An 18,480-nucleotide genomic window follows, 5' to 3' on the forward strand; every position below is an offset into this window, starting at 1 on the left:
CGCCGCGGTTCTTTTATGGACCGCGTCGGCTTCATCGCGGGCAAGCACCGCTCCCACAAAACCTGTGTCATCAGGAAACACCGCAGGAGATAAGCCATGAGCACCGTCATCGACGATCATGGCGCCTCGGGCCATGACGTGGCACACGGCCCCGCCAAAGGCCTGATGCGTTGGTTACTGACCACTAACCACAAGGACATCGGCACGCTGTACCTGTGGTTCAGCTTCACCATGTTCCTGCTGGGCGGCTCCTTTGCGATGGTGATCCGTGCCGAGTTGTTTCAGCCGGGCCTGCAAATCGTTGAGCCCGCGTTTTTTAATCAGATGACCACCATGCACGGCCTGATTATGGTCTTTGGTGCGGTGATGCCCGCTTTTGTCGGGCTGGCCAACTGGATGATCCCGTTAATGATCGGCGCGCCGGACATGGCCCTGCCGCGCATGAACAACTTCAGTTTCTGGCTGCTGCCTGCCGCATTCGGCCTATTGATTTCGACCCTGTTCACCCCCGGTGGTGGTCCCAATTTCGGCTGGACGTTCTACGCGCCTTTATCCACGACCTATGCGCCTGAAAGCGTCACGTTTTTTATCTTCGCCATTCACATGATGGGGATCAGCTCGATCATGGGGGCAATCAACGTGGTCGCGACTATCCTCAATCTACGCGCGCCCGGCATGACCCTGATGAAGATGCCCTTGTTTGTGTGGACCTGGTTGATCACTGCGTTCCTGCTCATTGCAGTCATGCCGGTGCTGGCTGGTTGCGTCACGATGATGCTGATGGACATCCACTTCGGCACCAGCTTCTTCAATGCTGCGGGCGGTGGTGATCCGGTGCTGTTCCAGCATGTGTTCTGGTTCTTCGGCCATCCGGAGGTGTACATCATGATCCTGCCGGCGTTCGGCGCGGTCAGTTCAATCATTCCGGCTTTTTCGCGCAAGCCGCTGTTTGGCTACACCTCGATGGTCTACGCGACGGCGAGCATCGCCTTCCTGTCGTTCATGGTCTGGGCGCACCATATGTTTGTCGTGGGCATCCCGTTGGTGGGCGAGCTGTTCTTCATGTACGCCACTATGCTGATTGCGGTGCCAACGGGGGTGAAGGTGTTCAATTGGGTCAGCACCATGTGGCAAGGCTCGCTGACGTTCGAAACACCGATGCTGTTTGCTGTGGCGTTTGTGATCCTGTTCAGCATTGGTGGTTTTTCCGGGCTGATGCTGGCCATCGCCCCCGCTGACTTTCAGTATCAGGATACTTATTTTGTGGTCGCCCATTTCCATTACGTTCTGGTACCCGGTGCGATCTTCGGCATTTTTGCCTCGGCCTATTATTGGCTGCCGAAGTGGACCGGGCACATGTACGACGAAACCCTGGGCAAGCTGCATTTCTGGCTATCCTTTGTGGGCATGAACATGGCGTTCTTTCCCATGCACTTCGTGGGTCTGGCGGGCATGCCGCGACGAGTGCCGGACTACAACCTGCAATTTGCCGACTTCAATATGGTGTCATCGATAGGTGCATTTACCTTTGGCGCGACGCAGATATTCTTTCTGTTCATCGTGATCAAGACTATTCGCGGCGGCGCACCGGCACCGGCAAAACCTTGGGATGGCGCCGAAGGCCTGGAGTGGAGCATCCCCTCGCCTGCGCCGTATCACACCTTCACCACGCCGCCGGAGGTGAAATGAATATGCGTACCTTGGTGCTGACCCTGTGGGAGCCGGGCTTGCCCGCGATAAACGATAACGCGGTGAGCCTGCGAAATGTGGCATCTGCATCGCGGGCAAGCACCGCTCCCACAGGGCCGCATTCCAAGTCGAGGGTGCGTTGGCATGAATGAAGCTCGCTCTCAGAAAAAGCTGATAACTCGTCTCCTGCTGGTCGTCGTGGTGATGTTCGCCTTCGGCTTTGCACTGGTGCCGCTTTACGACGTGATGTGCAAAGCATTCGGTATCAATGGCAAGACGGGTGATGCCTACCAGGGCTCGCAAATGGTCGACGAGAGCCGGCAGGTGCGTGTGCAGTTTCTGTCGACCAATGCTGTGGACATGGTCTGGGGTTTCTATCCCAAAGCTGATCAGCTGGAAGTACATCCCGGTGCCGTCAACGAGATGTTGTTTGTCGCCCAGAACCCGACGGACCGGCCCATGACTGCTCAGGCGGTGCCGAGCATTTCACCGGGTTCAGCGGCGGTGTACTTCCACAAGACCGAATGCTTCTGCTTCACGCAGCAAGTCCTGCAGCCGGGCGAGCGCATCGAGATGCCGGTGCGCTTTATCGTCGACCGTGACCTGCCCAAGGACGTGAAAAACATGACGCTGGGTTACACCCTGTTCAACGTTACCGCCAGCAAACCCCCCGTGCCGAAAAGCGGGGGCTAGCGAGGAGAGCTTGATGGCCATCCACGAGCACTACTACGTTCCGGCACAAAGCAAATGGCCGATTATTGCCACCGTCGGGCTGTTGGTGACGATGTACGGCCTTGGCACCTGGTTCAATGACCTGAAGGCCGCACGTCCGGACTCCCATGGGCCATGGATCTTCATCGTGGGCGGCTTGTTAGTGGCGTACATGTTGTTCGGCTGGTTCGGCACGGTGATCAAAGAGAGCCGCGCCGGGCTGTACAGCGCGCAAATGGATCGCTCATTCCGCTGGGGCATGAGCTGGTTCATCTTTTCTGAGGTGATGTTCTTCATCGCGTTCTTCGGCGCGCTGTTTTACATCCGCTACTGGTCCGGGCCCTGGCTGGGCGGCGAAGGCTCCAAAGGTATCGCGAATATGCTGTGGCCGAACTTCCAGTACACCTGGCCGATGCTGGACACCCCGGACCCAAAACTCTATCCCGCGCCCAAAGGCGTCATTGATCCGTGGAAGTTGCCGCTGATCAACACGATCCTGCTGGTCAGCTCAAGCGTGACCATCACCCTTGCTCACCATGCCTTGAAACGTGGCCATCGAGGCGCGCTGAAACTATGGATGGCGATCACTGTGTTACTGGGGCTGAGCTTCCTTGTGCTGCAGGTCGAGGAGTACGTCCACGCCTACCAGGAACTGGGCCTGACGTTGGGTTCGGGTATCTACGGCGCAACCTTTTTCATGCTCACGGGCTTTCATGGCGCCCACGTGACCATCGGTACGATCATCCTGTTCGTGATGCTGATGCGCATCCTGCGCGGGCACTTCGATGCGCAGCATCAATTCGGTTTTGAAGCGGCCAGCTGGTATTGGCATTTTGTGGACGTGGTGTGGGTTGGGTTGTTTGTATTTGTTTACGTGGTGTAGATCTGGAGCCTTATTAAACCTGTAGGAGCCGAGCTTGCTCGCGATAAACGATAACGCGGTGAGCCTGCGAAAATCGGCATCTGCATCGCGAGCAAGCTCGGCTCCTACAGGTCCAGTTTTTGTCGCGAGACCGCGCGGGGTTGTGGGCAACGGGCAGCACCAACAGGGCTGTGTCAAACCAACTGGCCGCTGTAAAACCCCCACGCGATCAACGCCAGAGTCACCACCGCCAGGCTGACGCGCAGGGTCAGGGCTTTGAGCAGACGGGTCGAATGGCCGCCGTCTCTGGCTAGAAAAAACAGGCCACTGAACAGGCAGATCACCGTGGCGAACAGCATGAGAACAATCGCTATTTTGAGCATGACGACTCCAGGAGCAACGGCGATGCAATGGAGTATAGGTGGGGCTCGACTCGCCTGGCGGGACAGGCGATGAAGCACTTCACTCCCGGCGTGTTGCCTACGTTGGTGGTCATGATCTTGCTACCGGTGCTGGTAACTCTCGGTTTCTGGCAGCTTGGTCGAGGTGAAGAAAAGCGCGTCATGCTTGCCACTCACGCCGAGCGCAGGGCTGAGGCCCCTGTCGAAATTGATCAGTTAATGAACAGCACCGACCTCGCCTGGCGTCGCGTGCAGATGCGCGGGCATTTTGATCCGCAGCATAGCCTGCTGCTGGATAACAGCATCCGGGAGGGGAAAGCCGGTGTGGAGTTGATCCAGCCGTTTCAGGATGAGGCCAGTGGTATCTGGGTCTGGGTGAATCGCGGCTGGTTGCCTTGGCCAGACCGGCGCGTGCCACCGCTTTACACCACCCCGCTGCAAACGATCAGCCTGCTGGGCTGGGTTTACGTGGTGCCTGCCACTTTCCAGTTACACGCAGACGCTGCCAGCGCCTCTTGGCCACGACTGATTACAGCCGTGCAGCCTGACATGCTATGGGCGGAGTTGGGGCGCGAGGGTTTCCGTCAGGAGCTGCGCATGGAGTCAGGGCCGGGTGCATACCGCGTTGATTGGCCGGTCGTTGCGATGAGTCCGGCAAAACATCTGGGCTACGCCGTGCAGTGGTTCGCCATGGCGACGGCGCTGGTCGGGCTTTATCTGTATTTCGGTTGGCATCAGGCGCAAAACAACAAGAATAGACCGGAGGACCCTCATGGGAACAACCATCAATCCAGCCAGCATGTCTGAACAGCGCCCGCCGCCGAACCGGCGCAAGGGGCGATTGCAGTTACTGTTGGTGCTGCTGGTGGCCATCGGGCCCATGATCCTGGCCACCAGCATGTACAAGTTCAAGTTCTGGGTGCCGGACAATCGCAGCTTTCACGGCGAATTGATCGGCACTGGTCAGAGTCGCGCAGATCTGGGTATTCAGGCCAAAGAGTCGCGTTGGCAACTGTTGGTCAGCGCGCCCGGAGTCTGTGGCGTCGATTGCCAGCAACTGGTGTTTCTTGCACGGCAAATCCAGATCGGCCTGGGGCGTGATGCCTCTCGTGCCAGTCACGCGCTGGCCAGTGCGCAACCGCTGAGTGCTGACTACGACGCCACACTGAGCCGGGAATATCCGCAGCTGCAGCGCTATCCGCTTGAACTTGCGCAGTATCAAAAGGCTGCGCCCGGCATTGAAGTGCCTCAACTCTGGATCGTCGATCCTCATGGCAATCTCGTATTGCGCTACGGCGCTGATGTTAACGGCAAGGATTTGCTCAAGGACCTGCGGCAACTGCTGAAGCTATCGAACATCGGCTAGGAGGTCACTATGACCAGGCCCGGATTTCGTCTTGCTCTGCTTGCCACGCTGCTGGCGCTGTTCGTGGTTTTATTGGGGGCCTATACCCGCCTCACCCATGCGGGGCTTGGCTGCCCGGACTGGCCGGGCTGTTATGGATTCATCAGCGTGCCAGGCAATGACCTGCAACTGGCCCACGCAGAGCTGCACTTTCCCGACGCGCCAGTGCATGCCGCCAAGGGCTGGAGCGAGATGCTTCATCGCTACTTCGCGGGAGGGCTGGCGCTACTGATCATGCTGTTGGCTGCTCAGGCCTGGCGGCACCGTCTGCAACCGGGGCAACCGCTGAAGCTGCCTTTGTTATTGCTAGGCGTGGTGTTTGCGCAGGCCACCTTCGGCATGTGGACCGTTACCCTCAAGCTTTGGCCGCACGTGGTGACGGCGCACTTGCTGGGCGGGGTGGCGACGCTGAGCCTGTTGTTTCTGCTGACGCTACGTTTGAGTGGTGCCTTTGTTACACCGCCACGGTTGCCTGTGAAGCTTAAGCGCCTGGCCGTTATCGGCTTGTTGATGGTTGTATTACAGATCGCGCTGGGTGGTTGGGTCAGCGCCAACTATGCCGCATTGGCCTGCACCGACGTGCCCACCTGTCAGGGCCAGTGGTGGCCGGAGGCAGACTTCGCCAACGGTTTTCATCTGGCTCAACACATTGGCCCGAATTATCTGGGCGGCAAACTCGACAGCGAGGCGCGCACCGCGATCCACCTGACTCATCGCGTCGGCGCGTTGCTGGTCACGCTGTCGCTGCTGAGCCTGGCGTGGCAACTGAAAAAGTCAGGGCTCACAGGCATAGCGTTGCTATTGGTGACGGTGCTCGCGGCGCAGATAAGCCTCGGGATCAGCAATGTGTTGTTCCATTTGCCGCTGATTACCGCCCTGGCCCACAGCGCGGGCGGTGCGATGCTGATGTTGAGCATGGTGATGATCAATTATCGGCTGAGCAGCGCAGCCCTGTTTGGGCGAGGTTTACCCGCGAAGAGCCCGGCACGTTCAGTCAAGCCTTTGGGACTGAGGCACCGAAGTCACGGGCAAGCCTCCCTCCAGCCCTCCGCACAGGGCGAGAGATTCGGCCCATGACCGCTCTGGCCGATGTCCGCCGCCAACCGTTATGGCGCGACTACCTCGAACTGACTAAACCCAAGGTCGTGGTCTTGATGCTGATCACCTCGCTGGTGGGTATGTTTCTCGCCACGCGTGCCGGTGTAGCGTTGCCGGTGTTGCTGTTTGGCAATCTGGGGATTGCCTTGTGCGCGGGCGCGGCGGCGGTGGTCAATCATGTGGTGGATCGACGTATCGATGCCGTCATGGCCCGCACCCATAAACGGCCGATCGCAGAAGGCCGGGTATCACCTGCTGCGGCGTTGAGCTTCGCATTGTTGCTGGCGATGGCGGGACAGGCGCTGTTGCTGATTTTCACCAATCAGCTCACGACGTGCCTGACCCTGGCCTCGTTATTGGGCTACGCGGTGATCTACACCGGCTTCCTCAAGCGGGCCTCGCCGCAAAACATCGTTATCGGTGGCTTGGCGGGTGCTGCGCCACCCTTGCTGGGCTGGACGGCGGTGACCGGCCATGTGAGCGCTGAGCCGATGTTGTTGGTGCTGATCATCTTTGCCTGGACGCCCCCGCATTTCTGGGCGCTGGCCATACATCGCAAGGACGAATACGCCAAGGCGGGTATTCCCATGCTGCCGGTCACTCACGGCGAGCACTACACCAAAGAGCACATCTTGCTGTACACGCTGATGCTGCTGGCAGTCAGCCTGATGCCGTTTGTGATTCACATGAGCGGTTTGCTGTATTTGCTCTGCGCGCTCGGGTTGGGTGGTCGCTTCCTGTTCTGGGCGTGGGTGCTGTACCGTGGCACGCTACCGCACGCCGCGATCAGTACTTTCAAGTACTCTGTTTACTACCTGTTTGCGCTTTTTGTTGCGCTGCTGGCAGACCATTACCTACTGTTGATCCTATGACTCGAACTCAGAAAACCGTTTTCATCCTGGTTGCCATCGTCGCTTTGATTCTTGGTCTGACCGTTAACCGTGTTTTGTCGGGTAAAGGCTCGGGGGATCAGACGGCGTTAATCGATGCCGGCATCATTCTGCTGCCGCAAAGTCGCAAACTGCCCGACCTGACCATGACCAATCAGGAGGGTCAGCCGGTGCAGGTCAATGCATTCAAGGACAAGTGGACGTTGCTGTTTTTCGGTTACACCTATTGCCCGGACATTTGCCCGACCACCCTCGCCCAGTTGCGCCAGATCAAGAGCGAGTTGCCCCAAGAGGCGTTGAGCAAGTTACGGGTGGTGTTGATCAGCGTTGATCCCAATCGCGACACGCCGCAGCAGCTCAAGCAGTACCTGGGCTATTTCGATAAGGATTTCGTGGGGTTGACCGGCAGCGTGCCGGACATCCAAAAACTGGCCAACGGAGTGAGCATTCCGTTTATTCCCGCCGATACCAGTAAACCGGGTTACACGGTAGATCACAGCGGCAACCTTGCGTTGCTCGGGCCTGATGGTCATCAACGCGGTTTTATCCGGGCGCCGTTCAACAATCAGAAGCTGCTGGCGCAGTTGCCGGGATTGTTGGAGCGGGAGTGAGACGCGGCTAACGCGTGAACTGTAGGAGCTGCCGAAGGCTGCGATGGCGGAGTGTCAGCACTGAATGCTTCGCAGCCTTCGGCAGCTCCTACAGAGAATGCATTCCCTTCCGAAGATGCATTCTCTGTAGGAAGGCGGGATCAGCTTAGAACGCTGGAACCACAGCGCCTTTGTATTTCTCGGCGATGAATGCTTTCACTTCCGGGCTTTGCAGCGCAGCGACCAGCTTTTTCATGGCGTCCGAATCCTTGTTGTCCGGGCGTGCTACCAGAATGTTGGCGTAAGGCGACTCGGCACCTTCGATGATCAGCGCGTCTTTGGTTGGATCAAGCTTGGCAGTCAACGCGTAGTTGGTGTTGATCAGTGCCAGGTCAACCTGAGTCAGCACACGTGGCAGGGTAGCCGCTTCCAGCTCGCGGAACTTCAGGTTTTTCGGGTTCTGCAGCACGTCACTCGGCTTGGCCAGGATGCTGGTTGGATCTTTCAGAGTGATCAGACCCGCTTTGGCCAGCAACAGGAACGCGCGGCCTTCGTTGGTGGCATCGTTAGGCAGCGCAACGTTCGCACCGTCCGGCAAATCGGCCAGGTTCTTGATCTTGTCCGAATAAGCACCGAACGGTTCTACGTGAACCTTGGCGACGCTGACCAGATCAGTACCTTTGCCCTTGTTGAACTCATCCAGATACGGCTGGTGCTGGAAGAAGTTGGCATCCAGACGCTTCTGAGCAACCTGTACATTGGGCTGCACGTAGTCATTGAAGACCTTGATCTGCAGGTCTACGCCTTCTTTGGCCAGGGTCGGCTTCACGAACTCAAGCAGCTCGGCGTGAGGCACGGCGCTGGCTGCAACAGTCAGGGTTTCATCGGCATGCGCGGACAATGCGGCGACGGCGGCAAATACGGCCAACAGCTTCTTCATACATCAACTCCTTTGAGGACCCGCCATCGTGGCGGGCCATTGCCGACAAAATCGGCCAATACTTAGCGGTGGGAAAAGTGCGCGACCAGTTTGTCGCCGATGGTTTGCAGGATTTGCACCAGCACCAGCAGCAATACGACCGTCACGAACATCACATCGTTCTGGAAGCGCTGGTAACCGTAGCGGATCGCCAGATCACCCAGCCCGCCTGCGCCAACAGCGCCCGCCATGGCGGTGAACGACACCAGCGCAATGGCCGTAACGGTAATGGCAGCGAGGATGCCGGGGCGAGCCTCAGGCAGCAGCGCCTTGACGATGATCTGCCGGGTGGTGGCACCCATCGCCTGAGTCGCCTCAATGATGCCGCGATCCACTTCACGCAGCGCTGTTTCTACCAGGCGGGCGAAGAAGGGCGTGGCGCCTGCGATCAGCGGCGGCAAGGTGCCGAGAATACCCAGCGTAGTGCCGGTGATGATCTCGGTCACCGGCATCATCACGATCAGCAGGATGATGAAGGGCAAGGCCCGCAGCAAGTTGACGATGACGGCCAGCACCGAGTACAGGCCTTTGTTTTCGAGCAACTGGCGTGGCGAGGTGAGGAACAGAATCACGCCCAGCGGCAAGCCCAGCAGCACGGTAAAGCCCAGAGACACGACCAGCATGTTCAGGGTATCAAGCGTGGCGATCCAGATTTCTGCCCAGTCGACGTTGGGGAATAAAGTCAGTAGAGCGTCCATTAGCGCAGCACCTCCATATGAACATCCGCGGCGGTGAAGCGAGCGAAGGCGGCGTCCATGTCGCCGCCAGTGATAGCCAGGGTCAGTTGCCCGTAAGGCGTGTCCTTGATGCGATCAATGCGTCCGGCCAGGATGCTGTAATCCACGCCGGTTTCTCTCGCGACAGTGCCGAGCAACGGCGCGTAAGTCGCCTCACCCTGGAAGGTCAGACGCACGATGCGGCCTTCGACGTGTGCAAAGTCATCGCGCTGTTCGTTTTCGTCGATTTGCTCGTGTTCCTGAACAAAGCGCTTGGTCGTCGGGTGCTGTGGGTGCAGGAATACATCAGCGACCTTGCCTTGCTCGACGATTACGCCGGCGTCCATGACGGCGACGTGGTCGCAGACACGGCGGATCACGTCCATTTCATGGGTGATCAGGACGATGGTCAGCTTCAGCTCACGATTGATCTCCGCCAACAGTTGCAGGACCGACGCCGTGGTTTGCGGGTCCAGGGCGCTGGTGGCTTCATCGCAGAGCAGAATCTTTGGCTTGGTGGCCAAGGCGCGGGCAATACCGACACGCTGCTTTTGCCCACCGGACAGTTGCGAAGGGTATTTCTTCGCGTGGTCGGACAAGCCAACCCGGGCGAGCAGTTCCGCTACGCGCTGATCGATCTCGGCGCGGGACATATCACCGGCCAGCGTCAGCGGCATGGCGACGTTGTCGGCCACGGTCTTGGAAGACAGCAGGTTGAAGTGCTGGAAGATCATCCCGACCTGCTGGCGGAAGCGCCGCAAGCCATTGGCGTCAAGGGCAGTGACGTCGTCTTCGTCAACAACGATCTGCCCGCCGCTCGGGGTTTCCAGGCGGTTGATCAGGCGCAGCAGGGTACTTTTGCCAGCCCCTGAATGGCCGATCAGGCCGAATACCTGGCCGTCTTCGACGCGCAGGCTGGTGGGGTGCAGGGCCGGAATTTCCTTGCCTGCCACCCGGTAGGTTTTATGGACGTTATGGAACTCGATCACTTAGCGAACCTTGTGGGGGCGCGTTAAAAATTCAGCGCAGCGGCAGGACGCGCACCGGCTGATTCGCACCGGCTGGATAGGCCGGGCGCGCATTTTAGCCTGTCCGTCGGATGGTATTTAGCATTTATTTCATAACGGACCTGCTGAAATGGAATAAGGCGATGGATGGCAAGGATCGCGATTTCCGGTGGGAGCAGAGCTTGCTCGCGATAAAGGCTCCGCAAATATCAGGCATATCGCATCCAGTCTTATCGCGGGCAAGCCCAGCTCCTATCAAACAAAAAATAACTCACTGAATAAATGAGGTTTTTATGTGGGAGCGGTGCTTGCCCGCGATAAGCACACCGCGGTTTACCCTTCAAACCGCGTCGCCTTTATCGTCGGAATGCCGCCCAGACCAAGCACCGCTCCCACATAGAACCAAGTTTGGTGCGCGAGAGCGATGTGTCAGGGACACCGGGGCGACTCCCACAGGAAATCGCTCCAGTGGAAGTACCACCCGCCAGATCTTCAGAAAAAACACGGAACGCCTGTTTTTCTTCTCAGTCACTTTCTTAGCGCCGTGACTTCCCTGAGGCCCTTACCAGGGAATTCTGCTTATAAGCCCCATGCCGTTCCTGGCTAAAGGGCAGCCTGTTACTGAGGAGTTTTTGTCTGATGGCTACGAAGAAACCAACGAATGCACCCGATGGATCTAAAAGCGAACTAGCAGGAACCGACACTCTGGATCGTGGCAACACCAACGCCAAGCTGGAAAGCCTGGAGCAGTTTCGCTCCGATGCTACTCAGCAAGCGCTGCGCACCAACCATGGTGTCAAAGTTTCCGACAACCAGAACAGCTTGAAGGCCGGTGACCGCGGCCCTTCACTGCTCGAAGACTTCATCATGCGTGAGAAAATCACGCACTTTGACCACGAGCGTATCCCGGAGCGCATCGTCCACGCGCGCGGCACGGCTGCTCATGGCTATTTCCAGACTTACGAAGACCACGCCGAACTGACCAAGGCGGGCTTCTTGCGTGATCCCGGCAAGAAAACCCCGGTGTTCGTGCGCTTTTCCACCGTGCAAGGCCCGCGTGGCTCAGGCGATACCGTCCGCGACGTGCGCGGCTTCTCGGTGAAGTTCTACACCGATGAAGGCAATTACGACCTGGTTGGCAACAACATGCCGGTGTTCTTCATCCAGGATGCGATCAAATTCCCGGATTTCGTTCACGCGGTGAAACCTGAACCGCATAACGAAATTCCTACCGGTGGCTCGGCGCACGACACGTTCTGGGACTTTGTCTCACTGGTGCCTGAGTCGGCTCACATGGTGCTGTGGACCATGTCCGACCGTGCAATTCCTAAAAGCCTGCGCACCATGCAAGGCTTTGGCGTACACACGTTCCGCATGATCAACACCGAAGGCAAATCGACCTTCGTGAAGTTTCACTGGAAGCCCAAGTTTGGCGTGTGCTCACTGGTGTGGGACGAAGCGCAGAAGCTGGCCGGTAAAGACACCGACTTCCACCGCCGCGACTTGTGGGAATCCATCGAAACCGGTGACTACCCTGAGTGGGAACTGGGTGTGCAGATCGTTGCAGAAGAAGACGAGCACAAGTTCGACTTCGATATTCTCGATCCGACCAAGATTATCCCTGAAGAGCTGGTGCCGGTGACGCCGCTGGGCAAGATGGTGCTTAACCGCAACCCGGATAACTTCTTCGCGGAAACCGAACAGGTCGCGTTCTGCCCTGGTCACGTCGTGCCGGGTATCGACTTCTCCAATGATCCGCTGCTGCAAGGTCGTCTGTTTTCCTATACAGATACCCAGATCAGCCGTCTGGGTGGGCCCAACTTCCACGAGATCCCGATCAACCGTCCTGTGGCGCCTAATCACAACGGTCAGCGCGATGCTCAGCACCGCACGACTATCGATAAGGGCCGTGCTTCGTACGAGCCGAACTCGATTGATGGCGGCTGGCCGAAAGAAACCCCTGCTGGCCCGGTGGATGGCGGCTTCGAGAGCTATCCAGAGCGCATCGAGGCGCACAAGGTTCGCCAGCGCAGCGAGTCGTTCTCCGATCATTTCTCGCAAGCGACGCTGTTCTTCAACAGCATGAGCCATGCCGAGAAAGAGCACATCATTGCGGCGTACAGCTTCGAGTTGGGCAAGGTTGAGCGCGAACACATTCGTGCACGCCAGGTGAACGAGATCCTTGCCAACATCGATCTGGAACTTGCCAGCCGTGTTGCCGCCAACCTGGGTCTGCCGGCGCCAACCGCACCGACCGTGCCAGCCAGAAAGCAATCGCTCAAAGAGTCGCCTCTGCTCAGCCAGATGAACCTGCTCGCCGGGGACATCGTGTCGCGCAAAGTAGCGATCCTGGTAGCCAATGGTGTGGACGATAAGGCTGTAGCGGCCATGAAAGCGGCGCTGGAAGCTGAAGGCGCTCACGCTAAGGTGCTCGGCCCGACCTCCGCGCCAGTGAAAACGGCTAGCGGTGCGAGTCTGCCGGTTGATGCATCCATGGAAGGTTTGCCGTCAGTAGCGTTTGACGCGGTATTCATTCCGGGCGGCGCTGCTTCGGTGAAAGCATTGAGCGGCGACGGTGTCGCGCTGCACTACGTGCTAGAAGCGTACAAACACCTGAAGGCGATTTCTGTGAGTGGTGAGGCGAAACAGATCATTGATCTGCTGCATCTGGACAAGGATGCCGGGCTGCTGGAAGTGTCTGACAGCAAATCCTTCAAGTCTTTCTTCACCGCGATAGCCCAGCACCGGGTCTGGGATCGCGAGCCGAAGGCTAAAGCGATTCCTGCTTAAAGGCTAAGCAGGCATCACTCTCATCCTTGTGGGAGCGGTGCTTGCCCGCGATAAGGCTGGATGCGATTTCACTTTAGACCGCGTCGCCCTTATCGCGGGCAAGCACCGCTCCCACATGAGGACTGCATTTTGCCTCTATTGCTGTGCAGGCTTCAGAACGACGGTCGCCTTCTCATTGCGCTCGATCTTGCGGCGCAGTTCCAGCTCGAAATCCGGATTGATCTTGTTCACCCGTTTGGTCAGCAATGTGGCCAGCCATGGGTAATCGTCTGTGCGCGGTACTTGCAGCAATACGACGCAATTGAATGCGACAGTATCGGCTGCGATAGCATCCAGCTGACGACGAAGTTGCGCCATATCGCCGATCTTCAACTCGATGGTGGTGCTTTCTGCCGATGGATCAATCAACTTGGCAACACGCTTCGCTTCAGCTGCCTTCAATTCTGCTTCGGCTTTGTCCAGCTCGGCTTTACGGGCATGGGCGATGGCGCCATTGACGCCACTGGTCAATGCAGGAGCCTTGGGCATCAAGGCTCGGGCGCGGCTCAGGGCCGTTGCGGCAGCGTTGACGTCACCCTTTTGCAGGCCAATCTGGCTACGGCTCAAATAGGCCTCAGCCAGGCGACGCTGGAACGGCTCAAGACGAATGTCTGTCGGCGCTGCTGCTTGCAGCTTTGCCAACTGATCTTCGGCGGTGGCCAGTTCATTGGTAGTAATGCTCTGCTCAAGCTGGGCGAAACCGTCTGGCTCGGTTACGGCCACAGGCGTGTCCACCGATGGCGCGCTTTGACAGGCAGCCAACAGGACGGAAAATGCGGCAAGCAGCAGATAACGGGATGCGAACGGCTTCATTCCTGCGATTCTCTAATTGCGCAAAAAACGAGCAAGTCTACACCGCTCGTTTGGGTAGGACAAAACTCAGCAGAAACAAAGCCGCTGCTGAAACCACAATTGATGGCCCTGCCGGGGTGTCCTTGAACCAGGACATCGACAGCCCAAGGCACACAGCTACTACGCCAAGCACGCTTGCACCAAGCGCCATTTGCTCCGGCGAGCGGGCGTGACGCTGTGCCGCAGCTGCTGGAATGATCAGCAGTGAGGTAATTAACAAAACTCCGACGATTTTCATTGCCACAGCGATCACGACAGCGATCAACAACATCAGCGCCATGCGCAGGCCCGCGACCGGCAGACCTTCAACCTTTGCTAGCTCTTCATGCACCGTGATTGCCAGCAGCGGACGCCAGAGCACTACCAGTAACCCTAGCACTGCCAGCGAGCCGCCGAGTATCCAGACCAGATCATTGGCGCTGATCGCCAGCAAGTCCCCGAACAGGTACGCCATCAGGTCGATGCGCACGTCATGCATGAAACTCAGCACCACCAGCCCGAGGGACAAGGTACTGGGCGCGAGTATCCCAAGGAGAGTGTCCGACGCCAACGGCTGACGTTGCTGCAGCGTAACCAGCAGAATCGCCAACAGCAGGCAGCCGACTGTCACCGCAATTGTCGGGCTGACATCCAGTAGAAACCCCAGCGCGACACCCAGCAGAGCGGCGTGAGAAAGGGTGTCGCCAAAATAGGCCATGCGTCGCCAAACCACGAACGAGCCCAGAGGGCCGGCAACCAGCGCCAAAGCCAGGCCAGCAAGCAAGGCGTAAAGAAGAAAATCAGCCATGCTTGCAGCTGTCTCCGTGAACGTGTGTGTGGGTAGAGCCGGCCAAATCGGCGGCGTCCTCGACGACTTCGCCATGCAAATCATGAGCGTGGTCGTGATGGTGGTGATAAATCGCCAGGCTTTGTGCGTTCTTGCCGAACAACTCGACAAACGCAGGATCGTGACTGACCTGTTCCGGGTGGCCGGAGCAGCAGACGTGGCGATTGAGGCATACCACTTGATCCGTTGTGCTCATCACCAGATGCAGGTCGTGAGAGACCATCAATACGCCGCATCCGTGACGATCACGCAGGCGGGTGATCAAGCTATATAGCTCGGCCTGCCCCGCTACATCGACGCCCTGCACGGGCTCATCCAGGACTAGTAGTTCCGGTTCGCGCAACAGGGCGCGGGCCAGCAGAACGCGCTGCATTTCACCGCCGGAAATCCCCTGTAGCGGACTGTCGATGACTTTCTCGGCACCCACTTCCACAAGGGCTGCCAGCGCACCCGCTCGATCTACGCCGGGAACCAGACGCAGGAAACGCAGCACGGACAGCGGTAGCGTCGGGTCAACATGCAGCTTTTGCGGCATGTAGCCAACACGTAGCTTCGATTTGCGCCACACGCTGCCGGAATCCGGCTTGAGCAAGCCAAGCACCGCACGCACCAGCGTTGTTTTACCTGCGCCGTTGGGGCCGATCAGGGTGACGATTTCCCCGGGCTTGACGCTCAGGTGAATGTTTTCCAGCACGTTCTGCCCGGAAAGGGCGACGCCGACGCGCTCAAGTTTGATTAACGCGTTGCTCATCAGGCCGCCTTGCAGCCGGAACATACCCCGATGATTTCCACGGTCTGGCCTTCGACGGCGAAACCGACTTCGGCGGCGGCGCCTGTCACGGCGTCACTGATGGTCGGGCTTTGCAGCTCGATGGCGGCGTGGCATTCACGGCAAATCAGGAATTGACCCTGATGCGCGTGAGTCGGGTGGTTACAGCCGGTGAAGGCGTTCAGCGAAGCAATGCGGTGTACCAGGCCGTTTTCCAGGAGGAAATCCAGCGCGCGGTAAACGGTAGGCGGCGCGGCGCGGCGGCCGTCTTCTTCGCTGAGTACGGCGAGGATGTCATAGGCACCCAGCGGTTTATGGCTTTGCCAGACCAGTTCCAGCACGCGGCGGCGCAAAGCGGTCAGGCGCAGGCCTTTCTGGGCGCACAGCGCATCGGCTTCGGAGAGCGCGGTATGCACGCAATGGGAGTGGTCGTGAGGGCGACTGGCCAACGGTGTAATAGGCATGGGCGGCGACGATATTTGCTAGAGACGTTATTATGTTACCCGTTCCCGCCTTCAATGAGTGGCCCACGTGCATCGTCTTTTTGCCTTTTTTATCGTTTTAACCGCCAGTTTGCTGACAATTTCCCCGGTTCAGGCTGAAGTCCGCGTCCTTACCAGCATAAAGCCACTGCAGCTGATTGCGGCGGCTGTGCAGGACGGCGTCGGTAAACCAGAGGTGCTTTTGCCTCCGGGCGCTTCGCCTCACCACTATGCTTTGCGACCATCCGACGTACGGCGCGTGCAGCAATCCGATTTGCTCTACTGGATCGGCCCGGACATGGAAGGCTTCCTGCCACGTGTTCTGAAAAGCCGGACCTTGCCGGTCGTAGCTGTGCAATCGCTGCCGGGACTGAAGTTGCGCCACTTCGGCGCTGACAGCGCGTCTCACGAAGAAGGCGACGAAGATGGCCACGACGAGCATGATCATGATCATCGTCCCGGAAGTCTGGACGCGCACTTGTGGCTGTCGTCAGTAAACGCCCGGGTGATTGCGGCAAAAATGGCGAGTGATTTAAGTGCTGCCGATCCTGCCAACGCTGCGCGGTATGCGAGTAATGCCAAGGCGTTCAATGAGCGTCTGGATGTATTGGATGCGCGTCTCAAGAGCCGGGTAGCCGGCATCGCGGGCAAGCCCTACTTCGTGTTTCACGAGGCTTTCGATTACTTCGAAGACGCTTACGGCCTCAAGCATGCGGGCGTGTTCAGCGTTGCTGCCGAGGTACAGCCGGGCGCCCAGCATGTTGCGGCGATGCGCGCACGGCTGACGGAAGTGGGCAAAACCTGCGTGTTCAGCGAGCCGCCATTGCGTCCGCGTCTTGCCGAAACCCTGGCGGCCGGGCTGCCTGCAAAGCTGGCTGAGCTGGATGCATTGGGCGGTGAAACCCCGGCGAACGCGACGGGGTATGAGCTGCTGCTAAACAAGCTTGGGGATGATCTGGTGGGGTGTCTGGAGAGTCTTTGAAGTCGGTCGGTAGTCTTTGTAGGAGCTGCCGAAGGCTGCGAAAGGGGTGTTTCAGCATTGCTATGTCTGTTCACAAGCGCAATCCCGGTGGGAGCGAATTCATTCGCGAAGGGGCCAGTACATCCGCAGCTTGTGTATCGCTTGAAATACCGCCTTCCCGAATGAATTCGGTCCCACAGGGTTGAAGCAGCACCCGTGATTTGTGCCAGGCGCTCTCACGGGGGCTGGAAAGCCTTTGATCTACCTGCGGACGCGTTTTCTGTGGCAGATGCTATGTCTGTTCCCGGTGGGAGCGAATTCATTCGCGAAGGGGCCAGCACATCCGCAGCTTATGTATCGCCTGAAATACCGCCTTCCCGAATAAACTCGGTCCCACAGGTCGATCATGAGTTTGAGATCATGGCCAGCCTGTGTCAGCGGTATCATCAGGAATAGGATTACAACGCAAACGGCAGCGGCAGGTGCGTTTCTTGTCGTTGCTCCAGGCGCTTCTGGAATTCCATCGGATCATGGATCAGCACGTCTTGCCCTGCATTGGATTCCGCTGCAATCAAGCGTGACAGCCAGAAACGCACGCAGCCAACGCGCAGCATGGTTGGCCACAATTCAGCCTCGGCAGCGGTAAACGGACGCAGTCCTGCGTAAGCACCCAGCAAGGCCCGTCCGCGTGGTGCGTCGATCTTGCCCTCTTCGTCCGAACACCAATCGTTCAGCGCGATAGCCAGGTCATAGAGCATCGGCCCCGAACAGGCGTTGTAAAAGTCGATCAGGCCGGTCAGGTGCGTGCCTTCGAACAGCGCGTTGTCGCGGAACAGATCGGCATGCAGGTTCGCCCGGGGCAAGGCCATGATCTTTGGCTTCAGGCGTTCGATTTCTTCCAGCGCAGCTTTGAGCAATGCACTCGGCGCAGCATCCAGATGAGAAATCAGCGTTGCGCCTTCGCTCAACATCCAGTCCAGACCGCGATCGGTCTTGCGCTCCAGCACTTTGTCGCGTGTTGCCAGGTGCAGGTGGGCAAGCAATTCACCAATCTGCACGCAATGCTGATTATTCGGCTCACTGATGTGCTTGCCCGGCAGGCGCGGCTGCAGTAACGCGGGTTTGCCTGCCAGTTCGCGCAACGCGCTGCCGTCCGTGGTGCGCAGCGCATACGGCACGGGTAAATCAGCGTCGTGCAGGGTGTCCAGCAGTTCGATGAAGAACGGCATTTCCTGAACCGGACCACGCTCCACCAGCGTCAGCACGAACTCACCCTGCTCCAGGCTGATGAAGTAGTTGGTGTTTTCGCTTCCAGCGGCAATGCCTTGAAAGTCACGTAGATGGCCTAGCCCGTAAGGGGCGAGAAATGTTTCCAGCTCGGGCCGAGCCAGGGGTGTAAATACGGACATATCA

19 protein-coding genes are annotated in these 18,480 nt (G+C 58.4%); 10 read left to right on the forward strand and 9 right to left on the reverse strand.

Translation table 11 applies throughout. The features are described from left to right. Positions 1 to 96 precede the first annotated feature (96 nt). The 3 genes from ctaD to EE949_RS28020 all read left to right on the forward strand — a co-directional run bounded on the left by ctaD (position 97) and on the right by EE949_RS28020 (position 3,283). A complete protein-coding gene (gene ctaD, locus EE949_RS28010) occupies positions 97 to 1,689 on the forward strand; it encodes a cytochrome c oxidase subunit I (protein ID WP_122667252.1) in 1,593 nt (530 codons plus the stop codon). A 144-nt stretch (positions 1,690 to 1,833) separates the two neighbouring features. After that, positions 1,834 to 2,382 carry a cytochrome c oxidase assembly protein gene (locus EE949_RS28015; RefSeq protein ID WP_122667253.1) on the forward strand — a complete coding sequence of 183 codons (549 nt, stop codon included), beginning with the start codon at positions 1,834 to 1,836 and terminating at the stop codon, positions 2,380 to 2,382. Positions 2,383 to 2,395: 13 nt separating this feature from the next. After that, on the forward strand, positions 2,396 to 3,283 hold the full coding sequence (locus EE949_RS28020; RefSeq protein WP_122667254.1) for a cytochrome c oxidase subunit 3: 888 nt from the start codon (positions 2,396 to 2,398) through the stop codon (positions 3,281 to 3,283). A gap of 173 nt (positions 3,284 to 3,456) precedes the next feature. On the opposite strand, the gene EE949_RS28025 is transcribed toward EE949_RS28020, so the two are convergent. After that, positions 3,457 to 3,645, reverse strand: a complete 189-nt coding sequence (locus tag EE949_RS28025; RefSeq protein WP_122667255.1) for a twin transmembrane helix small protein — start codon at positions 3,643 to 3,645, stop codon at positions 3,457 to 3,459. A gap of 69 nt (positions 3,646 to 3,714) precedes the next feature. Between EE949_RS28025 and EE949_RS28030 the strand changes: the two genes are divergently transcribed. From EE949_RS28030 to EE949_RS28050, 5 genes are read left to right on the forward strand one after another with little or no spacing between them, the layout of a single operon-like run. Continuing rightward, on the forward strand, positions 3,715 to 4,470 hold the full coding sequence (locus tag EE949_RS28030) for an SURF1 family protein (RefSeq protein WP_122667256.1): 756 nt from the start codon (positions 3,715 to 3,717) through the stop codon (positions 4,468 to 4,470). Beyond that, the gene (locus EE949_RS28035; protein ID WP_122667257.1) at positions 4,436 to 5,029 is read left to right on the forward strand and encodes a hypothetical protein; all 594 of its coding nucleotides are present in this window, start codon (positions 4,436 to 4,438) and stop codon (positions 5,027 to 5,029) included. The genes EE949_RS28030 and EE949_RS28035 overlap by 35 nt, the downstream gene beginning before the upstream one ends. A 9-nt stretch (positions 5,030 to 5,038) precedes the next feature. Then, positions 5,039 to 6,145 carry a COX15/CtaA family protein gene (locus EE949_RS28040; RefSeq protein WP_122667258.1) on the forward strand — a complete coding sequence of 369 codons (1,107 nt, stop codon included), beginning with the start codon at positions 5,039 to 5,041 and terminating at the stop codon, positions 6,143 to 6,145. Beyond that, the gene (gene cyoE / locus EE949_RS28045) at positions 6,142 to 7,038 is read left to right on the forward strand and encodes a heme o synthase (RefSeq protein ID WP_122667259.1); all 897 of its coding nucleotides are present in this window, start codon (positions 6,142 to 6,144) and stop codon (positions 7,036 to 7,038) included. The genes EE949_RS28040 and cyoE overlap by 4 nt, the downstream gene beginning before the upstream one ends. Continuing rightward, entirely contained in the window at positions 7,035 to 7,667 is a 633-nt protein-coding gene (locus tag EE949_RS28050; RefSeq protein WP_122667260.1) for an SCO family protein, read from the forward strand. The genes cyoE and EE949_RS28050 overlap by 4 nt, the downstream gene beginning before the upstream one ends. A 145-nt stretch (positions 7,668 to 7,812) precedes the next feature. On the opposite strand, the gene EE949_RS28055 is transcribed toward EE949_RS28050, so the two are convergent. The 3 genes from EE949_RS28055 to EE949_RS28065 form a co-directional block, all read right to left on the reverse strand. Continuing rightward, entirely contained in the window at positions 7,813 to 8,586 is a 774-nt protein-coding gene (locus EE949_RS28055; protein ID WP_122667261.1) for a MetQ/NlpA family ABC transporter substrate-binding protein, read from the reverse strand. Positions 8,587 to 8,648: 62 nt separating this feature from the next. Then, on the reverse strand, positions 8,649 to 9,323 hold the full coding sequence (locus tag EE949_RS28060) for a methionine ABC transporter permease (RefSeq protein WP_122667262.1): 675 nt from the start codon (positions 9,321 to 9,323) through the stop codon (positions 8,649 to 8,651). After that, the gene (locus EE949_RS28065; protein WP_122667263.1) at positions 9,323 to 10,330 is read right to left on the reverse strand and encodes a methionine ABC transporter ATP-binding protein; all 1,008 of its coding nucleotides are present in this window, start codon (positions 10,328 to 10,330) and stop codon (positions 9,323 to 9,325) included. Before EE949_RS28065 ends, EE949_RS28060 begins: the two co-directional genes overlap by 1 nt. A 657-nt stretch (positions 10,331 to 10,987) precedes the next feature. Between EE949_RS28065 and katE the strand changes: the two genes are divergently transcribed. Continuing rightward, positions 10,988 to 13,138 (forward strand): catalase HPII, encoded by a 2,151-nt coding sequence (katE, locus tag EE949_RS28075; RefSeq protein ID WP_122667265.1) that lies wholly within the window; start codon positions 10,988 to 10,990, stop codon positions 13,136 to 13,138. A gap of 135 nt (positions 13,139 to 13,273) precedes the next feature. Here the strand turns inward: katE and EE949_RS28080 are convergent, their stop codons facing one another. Genes EE949_RS28080 through EE949_RS28095 form a run of 4 tightly spaced genes read right to left on the reverse strand, consistent with a single transcriptional unit; the run spans position 13,274 to position 16,088 of the window. After that, the gene (locus EE949_RS28080) at positions 13,274 to 13,990 is read right to left on the reverse strand and encodes a PA5502 family lipoprotein (RefSeq protein ID WP_122667266.1); all 717 of its coding nucleotides are present in this window, start codon (positions 13,988 to 13,990) and stop codon (positions 13,274 to 13,276) included. A gap of 37 nt (positions 13,991 to 14,027) precedes the next feature. Beyond that, positions 14,028 to 14,816, reverse strand: a complete 789-nt coding sequence (znuB, locus tag EE949_RS28085; protein ID WP_122667267.1) for a zinc ABC transporter permease subunit ZnuB — start codon at positions 14,814 to 14,816, stop codon at positions 14,028 to 14,030. Continuing rightward, on the reverse strand, positions 14,809 to 15,606 hold the full coding sequence (gene znuC / locus EE949_RS28090; RefSeq protein ID WP_122667414.1) for a zinc ABC transporter ATP-binding protein ZnuC: 798 nt from the start codon (positions 15,604 to 15,606) through the stop codon (positions 14,809 to 14,811). Before znuC ends, znuB begins: the two co-directional genes overlap by 8 nt. Continuing rightward, positions 15,606 to 16,088: a Fur family transcriptional regulator gene (locus EE949_RS28095; RefSeq protein WP_122667268.1), complete on the reverse strand. Its 483-nt coding sequence runs from the start codon at positions 16,086 to 16,088 to the stop codon at positions 15,606 to 15,608. Before EE949_RS28095 ends, znuC begins: the two co-directional genes overlap by 1 nt. Positions 16,089 to 16,155: 67 nt before the next feature. On the opposite strand from EE949_RS28095, the gene EE949_RS28100 reads away from it, so the two are divergent. Next, the gene (locus EE949_RS28100; protein ID WP_430735906.1) at positions 16,156 to 17,088 is read left to right on the forward strand and encodes a zinc ABC transporter substrate-binding protein; all 933 of its coding nucleotides are present in this window, start codon (positions 16,156 to 16,158) and stop codon (positions 17,086 to 17,088) included. 437 nt (positions 17,089 to 17,525) lie between these two features. Here the strand turns inward: EE949_RS28100 and EE949_RS28105 are convergent, their stop codons facing one another. Beyond that, a complete protein-coding gene (locus tag EE949_RS28105) occupies positions 17,526 to 18,476 on the reverse strand; it encodes a homoserine kinase (RefSeq protein ID WP_122667270.1) in 951 nt (316 codons plus the stop codon). Between the last annotated feature and the right edge of the window lie 4 nt (positions 18,477 to 18,480).

This window comes from Pseudomonas viridiflava, from assembly GCF_900602065.1.
Lineage (GTDB): Bacteria > Pseudomonadota > Gammaproteobacteria > Pseudomonadales > Pseudomonadaceae > Aquipseudomonas.

What these genes read in the sequence shown, in the direction of transcription:
- znuC (WP_122667414.1), bottom strand. Translation starts at nt 15,606, where the DNA reads ATGAGCAACGCGTTAATCAAACTTGAGCGCGTCGGCGTCGCCCTTTCC.
- katE (WP_122667265.1), top strand. Translation starts at nt 10,988, where the DNA reads ATGGCTACGAAGAAACCAACGAATGCACCCGATGGATCTAAAAGCGAA.
- EE949_RS28030 (WP_122667256.1), top strand. Translation starts at nt 3,715, where the DNA reads ATGAAGCACTTCACTCCCGGCGTGTTGCCTACGTTGGTGGTCATGATC.
- EE949_RS28095 (WP_122667268.1), bottom strand. Translation starts at nt 16,088, where the DNA reads ATGCCTATTACACCGTTGGCCAGTCGCCCTCACGACCACTCCCATTGC.
- EE949_RS28025 (WP_122667255.1), bottom strand. Translation starts at nt 3,645, where the DNA reads ATGCTCAAAATAGCGATTGTTCTCATGCTGTTCGCCACGGTGATCTGC.
- EE949_RS28040 (WP_122667258.1), top strand. Translation starts at nt 5,039, where the DNA reads ATGACCAGGCCCGGATTTCGTCTTGCTCTGCTTGCCACGCTGCTGGCG.
- EE949_RS28080 (WP_122667266.1), bottom strand. Translation starts at nt 13,990, where the DNA reads ATGAAGCCGTTCGCATCCCGTTATCTGCTGCTTGCCGCATTTTCCGTC.
- cyoE (WP_122667259.1), top strand. Translation starts at nt 6,142, where the DNA reads ATGACCGCTCTGGCCGATGTCCGCCGCCAACCGTTATGGCGCGACTAC.
- EE949_RS28055 (WP_122667261.1), bottom strand. Translation starts at nt 8,586, where the DNA reads ATGAAGAAGCTGTTGGCCGTATTTGCCGCCGTCGCCGCATTGTCCGCG.
- EE949_RS28035 (WP_122667257.1), top strand. Translation starts at nt 4,436, where the DNA reads ATGGGAACAACCATCAATCCAGCCAGCATGTCTGAACAGCGCCCGCCG.
- EE949_RS28050 (WP_122667260.1), top strand. Translation starts at nt 7,035, where the DNA reads ATGACTCGAACTCAGAAAACCGTTTTCATCCTGGTTGCCATCGTCGCT.
- znuB (WP_122667267.1), bottom strand. Translation starts at nt 14,816, where the DNA reads ATGGCTGATTTTCTTCTTTACGCCTTGCTTGCTGGCCTGGCTTTGGCG.
- EE949_RS28105 (WP_122667270.1), bottom strand. Translation starts at nt 18,476, where the DNA reads ATGTCCGTATTTACACCCCTGGCTCGGCCCGAGCTGGAAACATTTCTC.
- EE949_RS28060 (WP_122667262.1), bottom strand. Translation starts at nt 9,323, where the DNA reads ATGGACGCTCTACTGACTTTATTCCCCAACGTCGACTGGGCAGAAATC.
- EE949_RS28015 (WP_122667253.1), top strand. Translation starts at nt 1,834, where the DNA reads ATGAATGAAGCTCGCTCTCAGAAAAAGCTGATAACTCGTCTCCTGCTG.
- ctaD (WP_122667252.1), top strand. Translation starts at nt 97, where the DNA reads ATGAGCACCGTCATCGACGATCATGGCGCCTCGGGCCATGACGTGGCA.
- EE949_RS28020 (WP_122667254.1), top strand. Translation starts at nt 2,396, where the DNA reads ATGGCCATCCACGAGCACTACTACGTTCCGGCACAAAGCAAATGGCCG.